Origin of the sequence: Sporosarcina sp. P17b, assembly GCF_002743115.1 — a bacterium.
GTDB classification, from domain to species: Bacteria; Bacillota; Bacilli; order Bacillales_A; family Planococcaceae; genus Sporosarcina; species Sporosarcina ureae_C.
In genome coordinates, this window is record NZ_PDYP01000008.1 from 68,528 (window position 1) to 90,973 (window position 22,446).

Annotated in this window: 20 protein-coding genes and 1 other RNA gene; 16 read left to right on the plus strand and 5 right to left on the minus strand. The window is 41.7% G+C overall.

Annotated elements, in window-relative coordinates:
* Positions 1-433 precede the first annotated feature (433 nt).
* The 12 genes from CSV76_RS10870 to ssrA all read left to right on the plus strand — a co-directional run bounded on the left by CSV76_RS10870 (position 434) and on the right by ssrA (position 12,459).
* Complete coding sequence (locus CSV76_RS10870; RefSeq protein WP_099625583.1) at positions 434-664, plus strand: glutaredoxin family protein; 231 nt, start codon at positions 434-436, stop codon at positions 662-664.
* Positions 665-794: 130 nt separating this feature from the next.
* Positions 795-1,820, plus strand: coding sequence for a sugar-binding transcriptional regulator (locus tag CSV76_RS10875; protein ID WP_099625584.1), 1,026 nt, complete (start codon positions 795-797; stop codon positions 1,818-1,820).
* 61 nt (positions 1,821-1,881) lie between these two features.
* Positions 1,882-2,889 (plus strand): type I glyceraldehyde-3-phosphate dehydrogenase, encoded by a 1,008-nt coding sequence (gap, locus tag CSV76_RS10880; protein ID WP_099625585.1) that lies wholly within the window; start codon positions 1,882-1,884, stop codon positions 2,887-2,889.
* Positions 2,890-3,021: 132 nt separating this feature from the next.
* Positions 3,022-4,209, plus strand: a complete 1,188-nt coding sequence (locus tag CSV76_RS10885) for a phosphoglycerate kinase (RefSeq protein WP_099625586.1) — start codon at positions 3,022-3,024, stop codon at positions 4,207-4,209.
* Positions 4,210-4,221: 12 nt separating this feature from the next.
* A complete protein-coding gene (gene tpiA / locus CSV76_RS10890; protein ID WP_099625587.1) occupies positions 4,222-4,986 on the plus strand; it encodes a triose-phosphate isomerase in 765 nt (254 codons plus the stop codon).
* On the plus strand, positions 4,976-6,502 hold the full coding sequence (gene gpmI / locus CSV76_RS10895) for a 2,3-bisphosphoglycerate-independent phosphoglycerate mutase (protein WP_085426947.1): 1,527 nt from the start codon (positions 4,976-4,978) through the stop codon (positions 6,500-6,502). Before tpiA ends, gpmI begins: the two co-directional genes overlap by 11 nt.
* A 12-nt stretch (positions 6,503-6,514) precedes the next feature.
* Positions 6,515-7,810, plus strand: coding sequence for a phosphopyruvate hydratase (gene eno / locus CSV76_RS10900; RefSeq protein ID WP_085426946.1), 1,296 nt, complete (start codon positions 6,515-6,517; stop codon positions 7,808-7,810).
* Between the two features lie 111 nt (positions 7,811-7,921).
* Positions 7,922-8,149: a preprotein translocase subunit SecG gene (secG, locus tag CSV76_RS10905; protein ID WP_029054061.1), complete on the plus strand. Its 228-nt coding sequence runs from the start codon at positions 7,922-7,924 to the stop codon at positions 8,147-8,149.
* Positions 8,150-8,209: 60 nt separating this feature from the next.
* Positions 8,210-8,956: an alpha/beta hydrolase gene (locus CSV76_RS10910; protein WP_099625588.1), complete on the plus strand. Its 747-nt coding sequence runs from the start codon at positions 8,210-8,212 to the stop codon at positions 8,954-8,956.
* 197 nt (positions 8,957-9,153) lie between these two features.
* Positions 9,154-11,499, plus strand: a complete 2,346-nt coding sequence (gene rnr, locus CSV76_RS10915; protein WP_233204462.1) for a ribonuclease R — start codon at positions 9,154-9,156, stop codon at positions 11,497-11,499.
* 42 nt (positions 11,500-11,541) lie between these two features.
* Positions 11,542-12,009: an SsrA-binding protein SmpB gene (gene smpB / locus CSV76_RS10920; RefSeq protein ID WP_099625590.1), complete on the plus strand. Its 468-nt coding sequence runs from the start codon at positions 11,542-11,544 to the stop codon at positions 12,007-12,009.
* A 90-nt stretch (positions 12,010-12,099) separates the two neighbouring features.
* Positions 12,100-12,459, plus strand: a transfer-messenger RNA (tmRNA) gene (ssrA, locus tag CSV76_RS10925).
* Between the two features lie 137 nt (positions 12,460-12,596).
* Here ssrA and CSV76_RS10930 read toward each other — a convergent pair.
* Both CSV76_RS10930 and CSV76_RS10935 read right to left on the minus strand, forming a co-directional pair.
* On the minus strand, positions 12,597-13,766 hold the full coding sequence (locus tag CSV76_RS10930) for a site-specific integrase (RefSeq protein ID WP_099625591.1): 1,170 nt from the start codon (positions 13,764-13,766) through the stop codon (positions 12,597-12,599).
* Positions 13,767-13,896: 130 nt separating this feature from the next.
* A complete protein-coding gene (locus CSV76_RS10935; protein ID WP_233204456.1) occupies positions 13,897-14,166 on the minus strand; it encodes a helix-turn-helix domain-containing protein in 270 nt (89 codons plus the stop codon).
* Positions 14,167-14,604: 438 nt separating this feature from the next.
* Here CSV76_RS10935 and CSV76_RS10940 point away from each other — a divergent pair, with 438 nt between their 5' ends.
* Positions 14,605-14,880, plus strand: a complete 276-nt coding sequence (locus CSV76_RS10940) for a hypothetical protein (protein WP_099625592.1) — start codon at positions 14,605-14,607, stop codon at positions 14,878-14,880.
* 398 nt (positions 14,881-15,278) lie between these two features.
* Here CSV76_RS10940 and CSV76_RS10945 read toward each other — a convergent pair whose 3' ends face one another.
* Positions 15,279-15,494 carry a hypothetical protein gene (locus tag CSV76_RS10945; protein WP_099625593.1) on the minus strand — a complete coding sequence of 72 codons (216 nt, stop codon included), beginning with the start codon at positions 15,492-15,494 and terminating at the stop codon, positions 15,279-15,281.
* Positions 15,495-16,069: 575 nt separating this feature from the next.
* Between CSV76_RS10945 and CSV76_RS10950 the strand changes: the two genes are divergently transcribed.
* Positions 16,070-18,679, plus strand: coding sequence for a hypothetical protein (locus tag CSV76_RS10950; protein WP_099625594.1), 2,610 nt, complete (start codon positions 16,070-16,072; stop codon positions 18,677-18,679).
* A 149-nt stretch (positions 18,680-18,828) separates the two neighbouring features.
* Here the strand turns inward: CSV76_RS10950 and CSV76_RS10955 are convergent, their stop codons facing one another.
* Complete coding sequence (locus CSV76_RS10955; RefSeq protein WP_099625595.1) at positions 18,829-19,671, minus strand: hypothetical protein; 843 nt, start codon at positions 19,669-19,671, stop codon at positions 18,829-18,831.
* A 370-nt stretch (positions 19,672-20,041) separates the two neighbouring features.
* Between CSV76_RS10955 and CSV76_RS10960 the strand changes: the two genes are divergently transcribed.
* Together CSV76_RS10960 and CSV76_RS10965 are read left to right on the plus strand one after the other, a co-directional pair.
* Complete coding sequence (locus tag CSV76_RS10960) at positions 20,042-20,824, plus strand: hypothetical protein (RefSeq protein WP_099625596.1); 783 nt, start codon at positions 20,042-20,044, stop codon at positions 20,822-20,824.
* Complete coding sequence (locus CSV76_RS10965; protein ID WP_099625597.1) at positions 20,821-21,222, plus strand: hypothetical protein; 402 nt, start codon at positions 20,821-20,823, stop codon at positions 21,220-21,222. Before CSV76_RS10960 ends, CSV76_RS10965 begins: the two co-directional genes overlap by 4 nt.
* 21 nt (positions 21,223-21,243) lie before the next feature.
* Here the strand turns inward: CSV76_RS10965 and CSV76_RS10970 are convergent, their stop codons facing one another.
* The gene (locus tag CSV76_RS10970) at positions 21,244-22,275 is read right to left on the minus strand and encodes a hypothetical protein (protein WP_099625598.1); all 1,032 of its coding nucleotides are present in this window, start codon (positions 22,273-22,275) and stop codon (positions 21,244-21,246) included.
* Positions 22,276-22,446 lie beyond the last annotated feature (171 nt).

Here is a 22,446-nt window from a genome sequence, read left to right on the forward strand (position 1 = left end):
TCCCGCGAACGCTCTATCGACGAAGTTATTCGCTCTATCACGCCACGTATTCGCTCATAGCCACACGCTATCCGCTCTATCCAGTCGCGTAACCGCTCTAAGCCCGCGGCACGACATTCGGATCTCCACGAATTCTATGTGCCGTGCCATCTCTCTTTCCGCACTTGACCTGATCGCTCGAGGCTCAATGAATCCCGGTGACCGCTCTATACTTACCCACGAACGCTCTATCCACGAAGTTATCCGCTCTATCACATCACGTATCCGATCATAGCCACACGCTATCCGCTCTATCGGGCCACGCAACCGCTCATAGCCCACACCCCACACCCCACATCCCACAAGCAAACCCATCACCCCCTTAAAAAAAGCAATTCACTAGAAATCCGCCCCAATCCATGCCATCATAATAAAAAACGAGGTGAACCCTGACATGCACATTACATTCTACACAAGACCCAATTGCGAGCTGTGCGAAGAAGCGGAGCGCATGCTTAAATTAGTAGCGGAAGATCATCCGCTCGAGTGGGAGACCATTAATATAGAAGAAGATGACGAAATCCATGAAAAATACATGCTGATGATCCCGGTTATTGAACACGAAGGACGTGTGCGAACCTACGGGAATATAGGCTATATCGACGTTTTGGAATTAATTGACTAGTGAAAACGCTTTCTTATTTGTGTTTTGATTTTCAAGATGCTATACTACGTGTATAGTATTTTTTTACACTAGGTGGGACAGTAATAATATCAAGGGATCAAAAACAGCCCACTTGAAAAGAGTGATGTGAGTGAACTTATCATTTTTGGAAGCGCAACTCGCACTTGTACCAGAACTTCCGCTATTGATTGAACAACGTTATCACATGTTGAAACTGATTAAAGCGTCGGGTCCTGTCGGCAGAAGAACACTTAGTTCTGTGTCCGGTTATTCCGAAAGGGAAACACGGACGATGCTCGATTTATTGAAAGAGCAGGGATTGGTGAATATTGCCAAAGAAGGTGTTTCGACTACGGAAAAAGGTATAGAAGTACTCTTTGCGCTGCATGATACGATGGAAGAAAGGTCCGGTAGACGTCAACTTGCGAATGAATTGGCGGAGCGTCTGGGCATTCTGAAAGTACATGTAGTAGAAGGAGATTCTGATGATTCACCTTTGACGAAAAAGTTGCTTGGCATGCAAGCGGCAAAACAGTTTCGTTCCCGTATTAAAGGAAATGAAATCGTTGCAGTGACAGGCGGTAGTACAGTAGCCGCGATTCCATCGTTTATGCAGCAAGATGAACTGCCCAATGTGCAATTTATCGCAGCAAGAGGTGGCGTAGGGGAAGAAATTGGATTACAAGCGAATATGATTGCAGCTTCGTTTGCAGAAAGTTGTCATGCGACATACAAAGCGTTTTATTATCCAGACACATTAAGTGAAGAAGCGCATGCGGTATTTCAGCATGAACCAGCAGCAAAAGAAATGCTCGAGTTATATAGCCAGACGGATTGCGTCATCCACGGTGTCGGCAATGCGGCGAAAATGGCAGTATTACGAAACTCTCCTGAAGACGAACAGCAGATTCTACTGGATCGGCAAGCAAAGGGAGAAGCATTCGGCTTTTATTTCAACCAGCAAGGTGAAATTGTCCATCGAATCCGCACAGTCGGAATTCAAATGGAACATCTGCAAGACATACCGCACGTGTTCACAGTAGCCGGCGGAGCAAGCAAAGCGGAAGCACTGCTGTCGTACTTAGCAAGTGCACCGTCTCAGACTATTTTAGTAACAGACGAAGGCGCAGCGGAACATATGCTGTCGCTTATGTAAAGCGTAGATATTATGCCTAAAAGGCGAAAACATAACAACCATTTTACGGAGGCGATTTAAGATGACAGTAAAATTAGCGATTAATGGATTTGGACGTATTGGACGATTGGTACTTCGAGAAGCATTTGCATCAGAAGATATGGAAGTAGTAGCGATCAATGACTTAACAGATGCAGCGATGTTGGCGCATTTATTGAAATATGACTCTGTGCACGGTGTCTTTGACGCAGACGTGCAATCGGACGAATCATCGATCAATGTCAATGGCAAGAAGATCAGCGTGTTTGCAGAAAAAGACCCTGCGAACCTACCTTGGAAAGACCTTGGCGTAGATATCGTTGTCGACTGTACAGGTGTATTCCGTTCGAAAGAAGGACTACAAAAGCACATCGATGCAGGCGCGAAAAAAGTCATCTTGTCCGCACCAGCTAAAGGTGAAATGACAACACTTGTAATGGGTGTCAATGAAGAAACGTACGATGCAGCGAGCGACAACATCGTATCGAACGCATCATGTACGACAAACTGTTTAGCACCTGTCGTTAAAGTATTGAACGATTCATTCGGTGTTAAACGCGGAATGATGACAACGATTCACTCGTACACGAATGACCAAAAGATTCTTGATCTTCCACACGAAGACTACCGACGTGCGCGTGCGGCAGGCGTGTCGATGATCCCGACTTCAACGGGTGCGGCTTCTGCTGTAACAAAAGTAATTCCTGAATTAAAAGGCAAATTAGACGGAATGGCAGTGCGTGTACCGACTCCAAACGTTTCACTTGTGGACTTTGTGTCGGAATTAGAGAAAGAGGTAACTGTTGAAGACGTGAACGCTGCATTGAAGGAAGCTTCAGAAGGCGATTTAAAAGGACTTCTATTCTTCAGTGAGTTACCACTCGTATCTGTTGATTACAACGGCAATACAGCTTCTTCTACAGTAGATGGTTTGTCTACAATGGTAATGGAAGGCAATATGGTCAAAGTTATTTCTTGGTACGATAATGAGTCTGGTTACTCTGCTCGTTGTATCGATTTGGCACGTTATATGAACGAACAAGGACTATAAAAAGCGAAAACCATCAATTCTGTTATAAATCATAGCCATTCTACAGGTAACCGATTATAATGAATAAATATGGGTCAGAGGAACGGTGAACCCGTTCCTCTTTTTGTATTTAAGCCAAGGAGGACTTACTTTATGAAGACGAAAAAGACGATTAAAGATATTAAATTGAATGGCCAACGCGTATTTTGCCGCGTGGATTTCAACGTACCGATGGAAAATGGAATGGTAACGGATGATACACGCATCAGAGCAGCTGTTCCTACAATTGAATATATGACGAACGAAGGAGCAAAGGTTATTTTAGCCAGCCACCTGGGACGTCCCAAAGGTGAAGTAAATGAAGAGATGCGTTTGACACCTACTGGCGATAAATTGTCTGAGCTTCTTGGCAAAACAGTGAAAAAGCTAGATTCATCAATCGGTGAAGAAGTAGAAAAAGCGATCGCTGAAATGAAAGACGGCGACGTGATCTTGCTTGAAAACGTTCGCTTCAATCCAGGCGAAGAGAAGAATGATGCAGATCTGTCCAAGCAATATGCGAGTCTGGCAGACGTATTTGTCAATGATGCATTTGGAACAGCACACCGTGCACACGCTTCTACTGCTGGAATTGCGGAGTACATACCCGGTGTTCTTGGCTTCTTGCTTGAAAAAGAATTGGATGTCCTCGGAAAAGCATTGTCGCATCCAGAGCGTCCGTTCACAGCAATCATTGGCGGCGCGAAAGTGAAAGATAAGATTGGCGTCATTGATAATTTATTGGATAAAGTCGATAACTTGTTGATCGGTGGCGGACTGTCGTATACCTTCACACGTGCACAAGGTCATGAAACTGGAGATTCATTAGTAGAAGAGGATAAAGTAGAACTAGCTAAGTCGTTCATTGAAAAGGCGAAGCAAAAAGCAGTGAATCTGTACTTGCCGACAGATGCAGTCGTAGCGAATAAATTTGCGGCGGATGCAGAGACGAAAACGGTTTCTGTGGAAGACATTACAGAAGGCTGGATGGGTCTAGATATCGGACCGGAAACAGCAGAGCGTTACAAGCAAGTCATCAAAGACTCGAAGTTCGTGATCTGGAACGGGCCGATGGGTGTCTTCGAAATGGAACCATTCGCAAACGGTACGAAAACAGTAGCGGACGCTATGGCAGAAACATCTGCTTATACAGTAATTGGTGGGGGAGACTCTGCAGCAGCTGTTGAAAAGTTTGAAGTAGCAGACCAAATGGATCACGTATCTACTGGTGGCGGTGCTTCACTCGAGTTCATGGAAGGCAAAGAATTGCCAGGAGTAGCTGTATTAGAAGATCAAGAATAAGGAGGGTTTCTTTTGAGAAAACGAATAATTGCGGGCAACTGGAAAATGTTTAAACTTTCTAACGAAGCTGCAGATTTTGCGGAACAGATCAAAGAACAACTCAAGCCATCCGATCACGTCGAGGCGGTCATTTGTCCACCGGCGTTGTATTTGAACGATTTACTCCAACGTTTTGAAACGACTGCGATCAAAGTAGGCGCTCAAACGATGCATGATACGGTCGAAGGCGCATTCACTGGGGAAATCAGTCCTGCGATGCTTGAAAACGTAGGCGTAGACTATGTCATTCTTGGACATTCGGAACGTCGTCAGTATTTCAATGAAACAGACGAAAGCGTCAATAAAAAAGTACTGGCAGCATTCGATCATCACTTAGTACCAATTGTTTGTGTAGGCGAAACATTGGAGGAGCGCGATGCACATGAAACGGTTTCGATCGTATCAGCGCAAGTCGAAAAAGCATTTAGTGGTGTGACGGCGGATCAAGCGAAGCAAGCAGTCATTGCGTATGAACCGATTTGGGCGATTGGCACTGGCAAAACAGCAACAGCTGACGATGCCAATGAAGTATGTGCAGCGATTCGTCATAAAGTCGAAACACTGTACGCAAAAGACGTGTCAGAGGCAATTCGCATTCAATACGGAGGCAGTGTAAAACCAGAAAACATTGCAGAATTACTGAGCAAAGACAATATTGACGGCGCATTGGTTGGGGGAGCAAGTCTTGATCCGGCAGCATTCGTCAAATTGGTGGAGGCTGGAACTCATGTCGAATAAACCGGTCGCATTAATCATACTGGACGGGTTTGGCTTACGAGATGAAACATACGGTAACGCAGTTGCACACTCCAAGATTCCGAACTTTGATTTGCTGTGGGAGAACTACCCGCATGCAACATTGACGGCTTGCGGAGAAGCGGTAGGGTTACCAGAAGGACAAATGGGGAACTCTGAAGTCGGGCATTTGAATATCGGTGCCGGTCGTATCGTCTATCAAAGTTTAACGCGTATTAATAAGTCGATTCGTGAAGGCGAGTTTTTCGACAATGCGACGTTGCTTGAGACGATGGAGCATGTGAAAACGAAAGGCTCTGCACTTCACGTCATGGGCTTGCTGTCTGACGGCGGTGTTCACAGTCACTATGAGCATTTATTCGCTTTATTGAAAATGGCGAAAGAACACGGCGTAGAGCGCGTCTACTTGCATGCATTCCTTGACGGACGTGATGTGGGACCGACGACGGCACTTCCATATATCAAGCGTACAGAAGATGTTATGGAAGAAGTCGGAGTTGGACAAATTGCGACCGTATCGGGAAGATATTTTGCAATGGACCGCGATAAGCGCTGGGAACGTGTACAAAAGACGTATGACGCGATGGTCTACGGGATCGGACCACATTGTGAATCGGCAGAAGAAGGAGTCAGAGCTTCTTATGCCGAAGAAATACATGATGAGTTTGTTGAGCCGTTTGTTATTCAACAAGATGGCAAACCGGTGGCGACGATTGAAAATGGAGATGCAGTCATTTTCTTCAATTTCCGTCCAGACCGTGCCATCCAAATGTCACGCGCTTTAACGCAACCGGGCTTTGATGGTTTCAACAGAGGTGTCAAAAAGTTTACGGACTTACATTTTGTCGGCTTTACGCATTATAATGATGATGTAGTAGCAGATATTGTATTCCACAATGTCAATTTAACGAAAACAATCGGTGAAGTGCTAGAAGACCAAGGCAAGCGTCAATTGCGCATTGCGGAAACAGAAAAGTATCCACACGTGACGTTCTTTATGAGTGGCGGACGCGAAGAGACGTTTGAAGGGGAAACTCGCATTCTGATCAATTCGCCAAAAGTCGCGACGTATGATTTGAAACCTGAAATGAGCGCATACGAAGTAACGGACGCACTCGTAGCAGAAATCGAAGCGGAACGACAAGACGCGATTATCTTGAACTTCGCGAATCCGGATATGGTCGGCCACAGCGGAATGCTAGGGCCAACTGTTAAAGCGATTGAAACGGTCGACGAATGTCTCGGCCGAATCATTGATGCCTTGTCTGCAAAAGGCGGATCAGCTATCATCACAGCAGATCACGGCAATGCGGACGAAGTTACTACAATGGGTGGACAACCGATGACAGCGCACACGACCAATCCTGTGCCGGTCATTGTCACGAATCCAGATGTGGTGCTGCGTACAGACGGTATTCTTGCAGACTTGGCACCGACCATGTTAAAAATGTTAGGAATTCCACAACCGGTTGAAATGACCGGAAAATCATTATTCTAAGGAGAGATCTTCATGCCAATCATTACTCACATTCAAGCTAGAGAAGTACTAGATTCACGAGGCAATCCAACTGTAGAAGTAGAAGTATTCACAGAAAGCGGTGCCTTTGGACGTGCGATCGTACCATCGGGTGCATCGACTGGAGAGCATGAAGCAGTAGAACTACGTGACGGCGATGACAATCGTTACAACGGTAAAGGTGTACTGAAGGCAGTAGATCACGTCAATGAAGTCATCTCTTCAGAACTGGAAGAAAATTATTCTGTTTTGGATCAAGTAGTCATCGATAGAGCATTGCTCGATCTAGACGGTACAGATAATAAAGGTAAACTGGGCGCAAACGCTATTCTTGGTGTATCGATGGCCGTTGCACACGCAGCAGCAGATTACCTAGACGTTCCGTTATACCAATACCTAGGTGGATTCAACGCGAAGCAATTACCGGTACCGATGATGAATATCCTAAACGGTGGAGAGCACGCAGATAACAACGTCGACATCCAGGAATTCATGATCATGCCAGTGGGTGCGGAATCATTCCGTCATGCACTACGCATGGGCGCTGAAATCTTCCACAGCCTAAAATCTGTTCTACATGAAAAAGGCTTGAGCACTTCAGTTGGAGACGAAGGCGGATTTGCTCCGAACTTGGCTTCTAACGAAGAAGCATTATCAACGATCATTGTAGCAATCGAAAAAGCAGGCTATAAAGCAGGCGAAGATATCGTGCTCGCAATGGACGTAGCATCTTCCGAGTTCTTCGATAAAGAACAAAACAACTACTACCTTGCAGGTGAAGATATCCGTAAAACATCTGAAGAGATGGTTACGTGGTATGAAGAGCTTTGCGAAAAATATCCAATCGTATCTATTGAAGACGGCTTGGATGAAAACGACTGGGATGGCCACAAGCTATTGACAGATCGTCTTGGCGATAAAGTGCAATTAGTAGGTGACGATCTATTCGTTACAAATACGGAGAAGTTGTCACGCGGAATCAAAGAAGGAATCGGTAACTCGATCCTCATCAAAGTGAACCAGATCGGTACATTGACAGAAACATTCGATGCGATTGAAATGGCGAAACGCGCAGGCTATACAGCTGTTATCTCTCACCGTTCAGGTGAAACAGAAGACGTAACGATCGCAGATATCGCAGTCGCTACAAACGCTGGCCAAATCAAAACGGGTGCACCTTCTCGTTCGGATCGGGTAGCGAAGTACAACCAATTGCTTCGTATCGAAGATCAGTTATTCGAAACAGCGCAGTACTTGGGTAAAGACACATTCTATAATTTAAACAAATAATAGCATTCGTTACAGGTCACTCGGCATAATTCGCAACAAAAGGTTGTGTCGAGAGACTTGCTTTGGTAGAATAGAAATGTTGTAACTTGCTATTTTTGGAGGTGGAAAAACATGCATGCCGTTTTCACAGCATCGCTGATAGTCGTAGCTATAGCATTAATAGTAGTCGTTTTATTGCAATCCGGTAAGAGTGCGGGACTGTCAGGAGCCATCTCCGGAGGGGCAGAGCAACTTTTCGGTAAACAAAAAGCACGTGGATTGGATCTCGTTCTACAAAGAGCGACAATCGTCTTATCTGTCTTATTTTTTGTCCTAACCATTGCGATTATGAAAATATAAATGGAAGCGCCTGACCATGTTTGAACGGTCAGGCGCTTTTCGTAGAAAGGAACGAAAGACATGCGAATTGCTCAACCGAAGCCATTCTTTTTTGAATATGGAAAACGTGCGGTATTACTGTTGCATGGTTTCACAGGAACATCGGCGGACGTGCGGATGCTCGGACGCTTCCTTGAAAAACATCATTACACGTCACTGGCACCACATTACCGTGGACATGGTGTGCCACCTGAAGAATTGATCAAGACAAATCCTGACCAGTGGTGGGAAGATGTCTTGGATGCATATAATCAACTAAAAGAGGCAGGATATGAAGAGATTGCGGTGGCGGGATTATCGCTCGGTGGTGTATTTTCATTGAGACTCGCAACACAATTTCCGCTAAAAGGCATCGTCACGATGTGTGCACCGATGTCGATGAAAACAACCGATCTCATGTGGTCAGGTGTACTGAAATACGCACGCGACTACAAAAAGTTCGCTGGCTTATCCGATGAACAAATCAAAGAGGAAATGGACGACTTGAAAACCAAGTCCATGCCAGGTCTCGACGGCTTACAATCGATGGTCCAAAGCGTACGAAACAAAGTCGACTGCATCTACACACCATTACTCGTCGTCCAATCACGTCACGACGACGTAATCGATCCGAACTCTGCACAAATCATCTATGACGAAGCAGAATCGACAGACAAAGAACTACAATGGTACGAAGAATCCGGGCACGTCATAACACTCGGTCCTGAAAAAGCACAACTTCACGAAAATATACTAAAATTCTTAGAATCCCTTGATTGGCAAGAGTGAAAACAGGGGAAGATATAACTAAAGAAGTTGAACTTCAGTCCTTGCTAGAAATTACCTTCTAAAAGGACACTCAGTTGATTGTAGTGGAAAGCGTCCGCCTGGAACGGAAATCAACGTTTATACCAACTTACTTTACAGAAACAAAAGGAGGAGATGATTGTTTGGAACCAAATATAAAAGAGTTACAAGAACGGGTTATGTCTTTACTAAAAGAAAAATCCTACATGCCGTCTACAGTCCATGAAATCGAAGAAGCACTCGGATTGACAGAGGCAGACGAATTTAAAGATCTAGTAAAAATGCTCGTACAACTCGAGCAAAGCGGGAAAATTGTTCGTTCACGCAATAACCGATACGGCTTGCCTGAACAAATGAACCTCATCCGTGGGAAATTCATCGGTCACGCAAAAGGCTTCGGCTTCGTCGTACCAGAAGAAGTAGAGGGCGATGACGTCTTCATCCCACCTCATGAAATCAACAGCGCCATGAACGGCGATATCGTCTTAGTACGCGTATCCGGCAGCTCATTCGGTGATCGTCGCGAAGGGGTCATTACGAAAGTTGTCGAACGCAAAACGTCACAACTTGTCGGAACGTATCAAGCACACGAAGGATACGGCTTCGTCTTACCCGATGATAAAAAATTACCGATGGATTTATATATCGAAAAAGGTCATTCACTCGAAGCAGTAGACGGACAGAAAGTCATTGCGGAAATTACGAACTGGCCAACTGATGAAAACAATGCAACAGGCATGATCACAAAAATTCTCGGACATAAAAATGATCCGGGTGTAGACATTCTATCGATCATCCACAAGCACGGCATTGCAGTCGATTTCCCTGAAGACGTCATGGAACACGCGACAAGCGTACCGTCGACGGTTCAGCCAGAAGACTTCGAAGGCCGTAGAGATTTACGCAAAGAACTGACGATGACCATTGACGGTGCCGATGCAAAAGACTTGGATGATGCGATTTCGGTCTTCAAAGAAGATAACGGATCCTATCGTCTATTTGTGCATATTTCAGACGTCAGTTACTACGTCACGGAGAACTCGCCAATGGACGTAGAAGCTGCAGACCGTGGTACGAGTGTCTATCTAACCGACCGCGTCATTCCGATGTTACCGCATCGCTTGTCGAACGGAATCTGTTCATTGAATGCAGGGGAAGATCGTTTGACTCTCACTTGCGAAATGAAAGTCGATGCAAATGGTAAAGTGATTGATCATGAGATTTATCCAAGTGTCATTAATTCAAGCTACCGTATGACGTATGATGAAGTGTACCAAATTATCGAACATCAAGATGAAGAATTATCGAAGAAGTACGAAGAAATCGTGCCGATGTTAAACGATATGGCGAAACTGGCTGGGAACTTCCGTCAGAAGCGTAAAGATCGTGGCGCCATTGACTTCGACTTCAAAGAATCCAAAATTCTTGTAGATGAAGAAGGCTGGCCGAAAGATATCGTCATTATAGAGCGTACAGTATCTGAACGTCTAATCGAGGAATTCATGCTAGCTGCCAATGAGACAGTTGCAGAGCACTTCGACAAGATGAAAGTACCGTTCCTCTACCGAATCCACGAAGATCCTAAAGAAGAGAAACTACAACGCTTCTTCGAGTTCTTAACGACATTCGGAATCGTTGTGAAGGGATCAGGTAAAAAAGTCGATTCCAGCGCATTGCAAGACATCATTGCGGAGATCGAAGGAATGCCAGAACAATCGCTGATCTCGACGATGCTATTGCGTTCAATGCAACAAGCGAAATATTTCGAAGACAGCATCGGACACTTCGGTTTGTCAACGGACTACTACACACACTTCACCGCACCGATCAGAAGATATCCAGACTTGATCGTTCATCGTCTAATCCGTACGTATTTATTCAATAAAGACGTATCGGCACAAACGGTTGCACACTGGTCTGCGACGCTACCTGAGATTGCGAAACACACGTCAGAACGTGAACGCCGTGCAGTCGATGCAGAGCGTGATACGAACGCATTGAAGAAAGCACAGTTTATGTTGGATAAAATCGGGGAAGAGTTTGAAGGCGTTATTTCTTCTGTTACGAACTTCGGGATCTTTGTCGAGCTTGAGAATACAGTAGAAGGACTTGTCCATGTCAAGAACATGAACGACGACTATTACCGATTCGACGATCGCCAAATGATGATGATCGGAGAACGTACAGCGAAACAATACCGTATCGGAGACGAAGTGAAAGTGCGTGTGACTTCTGTTAAGCCAGAAGAACAATCAGTGGACTTCGAAATCGTCGGAATGAAAGAAAACTTTAGAGGCTCTCGTAAAGAAACACCGAAAGTCATTCAGTCTGGCAGAGGCAAGAGCCGAGGCCAAGGCGCAGGACGTGGAAGAAGCAAAGGGCAAGGTGCTGATTCTACTAAACCTCGTGCAGGTGGCGGAGCGAAGAGCGACGGCGACAAGCGCAATAAAAAGCACGAGAAGCCAAAGCGTAAGTTTTACGAAGGTATGCCAAAGAAATCTAAGAAACGACCGAAGAAAAAATAAGACTGGAGCGCGTCTCCGGTCTTCTGTCAGGGAGGAAGTTGCATGGCCAAAGGAACCGGTAAAGTACTCGCCGTCAATAAAAAAGCGAATTTTGATTACGCAATTGAAGAAACGATTGAAGCAGGAATCGTGTTAAAAGGAACGGAAATTAAATCGATCCGCAAAGGGAAAGTCCAGTTGCGCGATGCCTTTATATTAATCCGTAATAACGAAGCATGGTTGTCGAATATGCACATCAGCCCGTATGAACAAGGGAATATTCATAACCACGATCCTGTCCGCGTGCGGAAATTACTGTTGCACAAAAAACAGATCGCTTCACTTGCAGGCACGATGAAAGAACAAGGGTATTCGATCATTCCGTTGAAAATGTATATTAAGAATGGCTTCGCTAAATTATTGATCGGTGTAGGTAAAGGGAAGAAACTCTATGATAAGCGCCAAGACTTGAAAGAAAAAGAGCATAAGCGTGACATGCAGCGAGTATTCAAATCGAATCAACAAGATTGATAATCGAGCCGATTTATTATATACTAGATGAAGTATCAAGTACGACCCGCCGTTTTAAGTGAAACGGGCCTGGGTTCCGGACTTTCCCTCGGGGACGTTACGGATTCGACAGGGGTGGTCTGGGCTTGAGCCGCGCGTCGGAGGGATCGTCTCCGTCAGAAACGACAGTTAATAATAACTGGCAAAACAAACAACAACCTAGCATTCGCAGCGTAAGCTGTTGAATCTACCTTCCGTTTCCATCGCTCATGTGGAGGCGTAAGGTTCACTTATAGTGAGCTACGATGACATCTGCATTCTGAGGGTGTCATAAGAGATTCCCGGAATAGCGCACAGGACGCCCTGATTGATGGCAGAATGTTTGCGCGAAACCTAATGATCAATCTACACGCGTAGACGCTGAAGTAGCAGAGCCTTTGGACGTGGGTTCGACTCCCACCGTCTCCATATGTCAATTTCATATGGTTTAAAACACCGTAAGAACCCTTGTATATCAAGGGTTCTTTTTTTCGTTATGTCATACAATATGCAAGTTCCAGCATACAACCGATGTTAAAACCGATGTTAGCATCGGGTGGAATAATGCTCTACATACCCATGAAGTTATCGAATCTATTGATAGCTTCTTCTTTTGCCTTCTCGGAAACGTGAGCATAGATGTTCATGGTTGTTTGAACATCACTATGACCTAATCGATCCTGCACATCTTTTAAATTTGCACCGGCTTCAAATAGTAAGGAGCAATGCGTATGACGTAGCCCATGAGTTGTAATAGGTGCTAGTTGATATTTCTTTTGCACACTCACCATCCACTTACGTGTCTTGGTTGGTTGCAGAAATTCATTGTGTTCATTACTAAACACCAACTGCTGGGATTTTGAAAGACTAATATCTAGCTCCTCATATACTTTTTTCTGCTCTTTTTTCCACAGCTTCAATATAGCCATTGTACTTTCATCCATCTTTATAGTGCGGGCAATACCTGTTTTTGTGGATTTTACATACAACTGACTATCTTTTCCGCGCGAAATGGCTTTGTTGATCCTTATTTCATTTGCTGTGAAGTTGAGATCGTTCCACGTAAGTGCCAATGCCTCACCTTTCCGCATCCCACTGAAAGCCAACAGGCGAAACAGAGTGTATACTTTACAATTGTCTTCTCGCTCTAAACATGACAAGAACTCAATGAGTTGTTCGCGTGAATAGAAATTCACGATTTCATCTTCGTCTGTTAGACTTTGTCTTTTATTGTTTACAGGCGAATCTACATAAGTAAAAGGGTTGGTTTGTATAAAATTACGCTTAATTGCAAAGTCCAATACTTTCGCCGCGTACGATTTCACCATCCTGAAGTTCTTTAGTTTGGATGCCCACTCATTTAGATGCTTCTGACATATATCTACATGTATCCTTTCGATTCTGTATGCACCCATTGAAGGTAGTATATGGTTCCTGAAGATACCTTCCGTCTTCACAAAAGTGCTTGCTTCTACAGTTTTTTCATATGACACGACCCATAGCTTATAAATATCTTCGTAGGTTTCTACACGTTGGTTCTGGAATGTACCTTTACTGATTTCTACTTTAATTCTTGCTAAAGCAAGTTCAGCTTCTTTTTTTGTTTTGAAGTTACTTCGTGTCGTACGCTTTTCATTGCCGGTCAACGCATCGATTCCAACGTAGACCTTAAAGCGGTAGCGTTTCTGACCATTTTTCAATGTGTAATCTTCAATAGAAGTAGTTTTTTTCTTTGCCATTACTTAATCCCCCGATTCTTACTTGGAGGCAAGGTAGGGGTGAGCTAGACACTAAAGTGTTTACCTAGCAATCTAGATATATCACACTTTAGACGTTTAGCTCAAATGCTATCGTTGCCTCTTAGAATTATTAATAACTATTGTTTTCTAAAAAGGCATCGATCTCTTTTTTTGATATACGTCTAACACCATCGATTTCACAAACTTTAAGTCCTAGTTTACGGAACTTGATAAATGTGTTGTAAGAAACGTTTGCGTAATCAGCACCTTCTTTTAGGCTCATCCAGTTTTTAGAGAGTAAAGATTTCTGGTGCTGATCCATAGCATCTTTCACTGTAGCAAGTACGACCTCTCTGAGCTGTACTTCTAATCCTTGTGGCATTTCTAATTCAATAATCATCTTCTCGAACTCCATTTTTTATCTCTGTTAGTTTATTTATCTTTTGGTGAGTATGGTAATAACTTTACTAGTAGTGGATTTATTGAGGAAACAAAAAAAGCATCCAATGGATATCTCATAAGAATAGACAGCACTAGAGCATCAGGAATACTCCAGATGCAGTCTAGTGCTATTCTTATGCGCTATCTTTGGGTGCGCGTTTATCGTTAGTGGATTTATAACTTTATCGTGTGTGGTAGGCAACATGACATTGCCTGTAGTTAGATGATATAGAAATTTGAAATAGTTGTCAACTAGCAAATTGAATGATGCTGAATAATTGTGGAACTATACCCTTGAAAAAAATAAAAGTTTTTCGGATAAGAGTGTATAGTCGCATTGGTCTCCGTAATTATGTAGATAGTGAAAAAAGCTATCGCAAAAAAGGAGAAGATGAAAATGAGTGTTAAGCATATGAGAGAAAACGAAACAATAGAACGAACTGAGGCCCGTATAGTAGAGGCTAGACGTAACCGAATCAAATTAGCGAGTCATTACATTAACGTCAACACGATTACATTTCTAGATAGAGGACATAAGGTTCGGTCAGGAAAAGTTGTGCAGAGGACCAATAGAGGTGTGATGATTGAATTTAGAGGTGGCTATAAAGAGAATTTCTTCTTTGAAGAATTGTTACAGCTTGAACTGGATAGAGAGATCTTGGTTGTGGACTGAAAGGTGATTTAGGTGTTCGTATGAAGTACTCACAGTCTGCTGTAGCATAGGAGTGTTAGGGGGTCTGTACGAAGTGCTCTAAGCCTATACGTACCAAGGCTTACAAGGCTTTAAAAAAGTTCTGCTATACACTTAAAGCATCTTATGAAAGAAGTTAGAACGAAATAAAAAACTTTTTTCAGTTTTATGAAGAGTAGTTGACTATGTAAATAGATTTTTCACAGCTAGGATTGCTTATTAGATAGCAATATTTATTGTAAGGATTGTCCTAGGAGTGTTAGGGGGTCTTTACAATGTCTCGTGAGACCTTACGCACCAAGGGTTTAAGGTGTGTCAGGTATACTCTGCTTTATTGTATAGAAAATAAAAAGGAGCTTGCAATCAGCTCCTTTGAAACGTTATTCAGGTTTATTTGGTACTGTAATACCGCGCGCTGCAAGAAATTCTGTTAAAGCAATATCGAAAATATTTGTTAGTGTCATGCCTTCAGCTTTTGCATATTCCTTTGTAGAAGCCAAAACATCTGTACTGATAGTTGTACCAATTGATACGCGAGTCTTTAGACGATTATGGAGCTGGCTTTCAGGCAGAACTTCCCGAATCTTATTTTTCATAAATGGCTCCTCCAATGTAAGAATTATAAATTAATTATACAATAGAAGCTAGTTGGTTAGCAATGAAATTGATTCTAGAACCAAACACTTGCTTCATGCTGAAAAAGATGTTATTTTATATTTATCGAAGGACATAACTGCTTGATGAGTCCAAATAGGTTGAGCTTAGAGTATGAAGGCCTCCCACTAATGCTGCCGCTTACCTGCTCCCTTAAAGACTTAATCGCTGTCACATCCTCCCACAAATAAGCCGATCCGGACGCATGGTGACTGATGGTGCCGCTTATTCTGCAAAACATCCCGCACTACTTTAGAACATTCCTATTAAATCGTCGCCTGACGATTACACTTCCGATAAAAAGCTAACATAAAAACACTCTCAGATAAAAAGCGCCTTTATAGAAACTAATATGCTGAAGCTAGATTCTCAAAGTTGAGGAAATCATCGAGACCTCTATATATATACTATAGAGATCGCGGTCAATTCCTCAAAAATGAGATAGTCTTCTTTTTCATACCTAGTATTTTCTTAGCGCCTATATTTTCGCTATTAATAGAAAATGGGAGAGATTACTATGAACGATATAAAAGACATGACCGTGACCTTTATGCTCGACCCGAAGACGTTTACCCATAAACCTACAAAGAACGACGTAGGGAGCGTCTCAGTACGTTTACAGACTAATCCAGTAACTATATCAATAGAAGAACTGAAACAAGCGCCAATCAACGGACATGCTTTATCTTGTGGTTACTTTAACACCCCAGACAGTAATGGTGTTATACGTAGAGCGAATGAATGCTGGACATCCCAACAGATATTCGGGTTGGACTATGATTATGGGATGACAATAGATGAGTTCACCTATATTTGTAATCGATACAAAGTACAACCGATCTTTGCATATACGACATACAACCATACAGAGGAAGCGCATAGGTTCCGAGCTGTATTTCTCTTGGATAAGCCTGTAAAAGACAAGCGTGTACGTTTTATGGTCTATAACACATTAGTGCGGTTATTTGATGGCAAAACAGATCAACAATGTAAGGACGAAGCTCGCTTATTCTTTGGTGGTCTAGAGAACATCTTAGAAACGAATTCTATATTGACTCCAGAGGACATTGTGAAAGCCTTGGCTACTAAATATCGTATTGAAGACCCAAAGAATTACTCCCGACACATCAACAAGTTCTGTCAAGAGTGTAGTCTCAATATGACAAATGGATTTCCGGCTGTCAAAACAAATGAAGTAGGTGAATTACAAGCAGACTTTAATACAGCAGAGGCTGACTTCATGCCAATAAAAATACCAACAGGTAAAGGCAAACCGAAGCCTAATTCTGATAGATCGATTCTTAAGAACAAGACGTCTTGGAAAACGAGAAAAGACGTTGATTTAGAAGAAATTCCCCAGGTATGTGCACTTGCTGCTGCACATGAGTCAGGTGAATATCTTCCATATAGTAGTCGGTACCACTTAGCACTAAACTACATTCAACTAGAGGGTGGAGAAACCCGATTCATGAAAGCAATGGATCTAAACAGTGAGTACGGTGAACAGAATCGTAAAGAAGAAATGAAGGTTCGCGGCATCGATTATGCAAAGGCTCAAGGATATATGCCTTCAAGCTGTTCCTCTGATAATTGTCCGTTCTTTGAAGAATGTACGAATCGACGAACAAATATCTTATTAAAACTTGGGGCTAAACGTGGGGAAATCCGGCAGATTGAATTGCCGTCAGAACCTATCAGCATTGCAGAAGCAGAAGAGAAATTCGAGAAAGCTTTGAACACCGCATTTGCATTGAAAGGACATAACATTACTGTCATCAAAGGGGAGACCGGGCTTGGGAAAACGGAAGGTGTAACGAAGCTCAATCATGAAAGCACAATGATTGCAGTGCCAACGCATAAACTTGGACGTGAGTTTCACGATCGTTTAAGAGAAGCGGGTCATAACTTCTTACTAATTCCAGAACGACCAGAGCTGCCGATAACTAAGGAGATTGAGTATAATAACCTTCAACGTGTAGGTATGCACTCGAAAGCACAGGCTTTAATATTTAATCTTTCCAAGGAATACATGAAGTTACATGTGGATAGCATTACGGAAGAACAGCAACAAGTTCTAGATTACACATCTGCTATACAAAGTATGAGACATGCTGAGAACTTGCTAGTAACACATAAACGCATATTTAATATAAAGAATAAAGTAGATACCCTGATTATCGATGAAGATATTATGATGACTGAGCTGTTCAGTGCTGGAGAGATCAAAGCTAATGATGTAGGTAATCTCGTAGCGTTGTCTATTAAAGAAGATGATTCATTTAAGAATCAAATGCAGGTATTGGCTAATCAGTTTTTGACTGTAGAAGTGGGTGTGTATTCGAAACCACTAACAGTGATTATCGATACAGATCGTCTAGAGAAGCTGATTCAGGATAACGTGGAAGCCTTTGAAGGTAATATTGAAGCGCTCTTAACATGTGATTACTTTGTTCGTACAGAGCAAGGCGTCTTCCAGTACGGCAAGCGTAATGAATTCAGTAACTTTGAAGATACTAACATCATCATTCTTTCAGCCACTTCTTCAGAAAAGCTCTATCGAAAAGCTTTTGGTAAGGAAGTTCAGTTCATTGATATAGGTACAATTAAAAAAGAAGGAAAGATTGTAACGCATTACGACAAATCATTTAGTCGTAATTCACTTAACAAAATGGAGAGAGGTACCTTACAAGCCTTGAATGATGCAAAGGAGATAGTAGGGGAACGAAATGTGATTACGTACGCAAAGCATAAAGCAAGCTTAAAAGAGTTAGGGTTTAATGTAATAGATGATTGTCACTTTGGTGCGACTACGGGGATAGACAAGTATAAAGGAGAAGACTTAGCAGTTATAGGAACGCCAAACATGAATCCTGCTCAATACATCATGACTGCGAAACTATTAGGGATCAAAGTCACTGCGTTTGACCAGTCAACAAGTGGAGTAAAGTACATACTTGTTGAGCGAAATGGTTACGAATTTTATTACAACACATACAGCGAAAATGCGATGCTCCAAGAAATTCAATTTACTTATGTTGAATCAGAGTTATTGCAAGCTGTTGGAAGAGCACGCGCACTGCGCAATAACTGCACAGTGCACGTATTCACGAACTTACCAATTGCATAAACCACACAACTGATAAGGACTCCTAGTAGCGTTGCACCGCTACTAGGAGTAGTATAACACAAATTTTTGACGAAATTTCAAGAAAGGGTTCGAGGAAAGTCTTACCTCGAACCCTTTTACCCGCATTTTTATTTCAAAAGATAAAGTATTTAATCTATTGATTTCAAGTCAACATTTAATTCTACTGATAATCCTTCATAAAAATATGTGTTACTTACCTGGGCGATGTCTTCTAGTGAACCAATTTCAATTGGATTCATCAAAATTTGTTTAATACTTTCATTATCTGTATTTATAATTATTCTTGCTTCACTTTGATTTTTAAACCGATCATGCTTAAGAGCTAATTGTAAAGGGGTTTCCCCTTCAAAACTCCACCAACCATATTTACCGTATTTATTGAAATCTATATATTTAATTCGTTCAAAAATTATTTCCTCTCTTCTCAGTCCTAGTTCCATAAGAGAATTGACAATTCGTAATTTGAATTCTTCGAAATCATTTATAAAAACTACAGCTGGCCTGTCGCTTGGATTCAATTGCTCTACTTCGTCAGGTTCTAATTGATCCATAAAGTCCTGGAAATATGTTGCAGGCACTGTTGTTGATATTCTATGTTTTCCTTCTTCATTAGGAGAAGTAAACATGTTCATCTTTAAAATATAAAAGCAAAAACATGGTAATTCCATATCTCTAGTCTTCTTCAAATAAACACGTTCACCAATATTCATAGGAAATAAATCAGGATGTTTGTTGTGACTTTTGTACGTTTCCGATATACCTTCATCATCTCTCATATTAAATGTTGCTATTGTTCCTTCTAGTTTATCTCCGCGTCCTTCTCCTGCTTTAAGAGCGTATTTAACCCAAGAACTAGGTGTACTGAATTTTATTTCCCCTTTTCTTAATAAACTTTCAGCATACTTTACAGTAGTGCAACGAAATACATGACTAAAACTTTCAGGATCTGCCCATCCACTTTTTTTCTCCAATGTATAAAACCTCCTTATATTTGAAAGAGTCATAGTCCCACTTATTATACCAGAGGTTTTTAAAAGGAAAATCACACAGTAAAAATTCTTAGAAATAGAAAATATCACAACTGATGTTATAAACATTTAAAACCCTGTAATAAAGATAATGTAAGTAAATCATCACGAGGAGGAGATCATATGCTGGAGCTGTTGTTACTAGCATGCATTGCGGCTATAGTGAAACCGATTTACGGATGCATCATGCTAATTGCTGCAATAGTTATATTTACAAGAGAGAAAAAGAAATTCACAGGATGAGATGAACAGCAAGCTAACGGCACTTCCCGACAAGAATTCCCTATGAGGATCTTAAAAAGGAAGATGGAGAATGTTCGATACGTATACAAAGCAGAAATCAATTGAGGATCTATATGAATACAACCATAAAGGAGTACGTAAGCTCCTTGAGAACTACTACAGACTACAAGAAGAAGGTACGTACAGTTATGATTCCATGGCTGCCATCATCAAGATGGATATTGATCGTACATTGAGATCAGACCTACTAGAACCGATACATCTAGCAATCATCGGGCTACGCTATGCTTTGCAACTAAGCTTCATGGAAATTCAACTCTACGCAGATATTCCCTTAGAAGAGGCAATGGATGCAGAGGAAGCAGCTATTCAGATTATTGTAGAGATACTTGATGGAAAGCCCAATAATTATAATGCATACCAACATGTAAGGCCTGCTGAGGCGTTCCCAGACTACATCTTGAGCGTGGGTGAAGGAATCATATCACCATATATCGTTACCGAAGCTCTCCTCACTACAATGCTTGAAGTCACGAAACATAAAGACAAGCTTGCAAAGGAAGTCTTAAGACAACGTAAGCAGGGGCCACCTTCTACGTTCTCAATGGATAAAGCCTGTGAGTCAATAGAAGATGAGTACCCCTCACATCAAACGGCGGCTAGCATTGAATCAGCAGGAAATAAACAAGCTAAGAAGAATGAATACGACTACTTCCGGAATCAAGACAAGAAGAACCTTGTCTGCTATGAGGATTTCAGCAATCAAGCAAAAAGTATGCGTGTAAGCGGACGTAAGAAGGTAGTTACGAACTCTGAACTACTTGGCAATAAAGGTATGGTGTATCAGATATGATGCATCTCTCCACTGAAGAACGTAAGATCATTTGTAATTACTTAACAGAACAATTTCTAAGCGTCTTCCGCACAGAAGATTACACGACAGAAGAAGATCTACAGAATGACTTTCAAGCATTCAAATCGAACCTCAAGCAATACCATGCAATTTTAGATCGACTTCTAAAAGACAACCCACTCAAACGACAGCTGACATGGCGCGATATTCGCGTCACAGCTAAGCGTTGGCATCTATGCAAAATCTGCAATCAGCCATTTATTGCTCATGACTCTTTTAATAGAATGAAGCTCTGTACAAGACAGGAGTATGTGCGATACAACGTTTCAACAAAGCAGTACTATAAATCGACTGGCAAAAGTATGTGCTACATGCAATACCGAAGAGAAATATCCTAATTGGTAAGCAAAGTCTGTTGTTTATTTGAATAGATCGGGAAGAGGAAGCCCTGGAGCGAATTTTTTTCTTTCTCTATAACCTAGATATGCATCTGTTAGCTCCATGCCTTTGCTAACCAACTCTTTCCTTTCTGTATCAAAGCACTTAATAGAATTAATTCGAAGTCTAAGGCGCAAGACAGTTCCAGATATCAAGCATTCCTCCATAATTTCACGTTCACTGGATATTGCCAATGTTTCATTGTTAGAGCAAACTATAAAATCACCGTTTTTCTTGCCGATTTCACTAGTCATATAAAGACCAAAACCAGAGTTATCAGCATGTGCATCAATGTAATGAGTAGTTGGCTTACTACTACAACCTGGTAGCAAAGCAAATTTTAAAATATTATCTTCATCATTTAATTCACCCTGCAATGAATCCTGTATTCCCATACCTTCATCCATTAAAGCAATTTCTACTAATTCGCCACCGTTTTTCGAAGGCCAATATTGTGCAGAGTACCACACAGTACTTGAACCACTATGTTCTAGAACATTTCGTATGATTTCCGTAATACTATAATCAATACATTCAAAAAGTTCCTTGTTTCCTCTTGAAGCCACGGTGGCAATGTCTTTTGCAATATATTTAATTTCTCTATGTTCGTCAGGAGATTTAAAAACTTCTTGGGCTTCCATTCTCATGATTGGAATAAACTTACCTCTTGAGGAACCTGTATAGTTTTCATCCGGTTTTTGTCCAATCGGTATGCCTAGACTACTGTAAAATCTTAAGTTCATAGCATAAGTATTTTTGGTTTTATCTAATGATGAAAAAACCCTTATAGGAATAGCTCCCACTTTTTTAGCAGATTTTACAAAAGTATTAATTGAGTTTATTAAAAATAGTGAGGCAAAAGGCTCGATGCGACCGGTATTCTTCATAAAATTTGTAAAGTTAATTTTAATTTCTTTTCCCTTGTACTTGCTTAGATCTATCCTTTTTAAATCCTTAGAAAATTCAATAGCAGTTTTATAAACAATATCTATTGGTAAATAAAGTTCATACATTTCTACACCCCTTTTATCATAAAAGCTCTAACTAAGGGGAATATACCATAAATTTGTAAGTAATCCAAATTGATCATTAGACAGTCCGTGTGATTTTACAATTTCTGTCTATGCTTATTTAGTAATAGTGATATAATCATTCACAGAGCAAGCTATTCAAAAATATAGCAT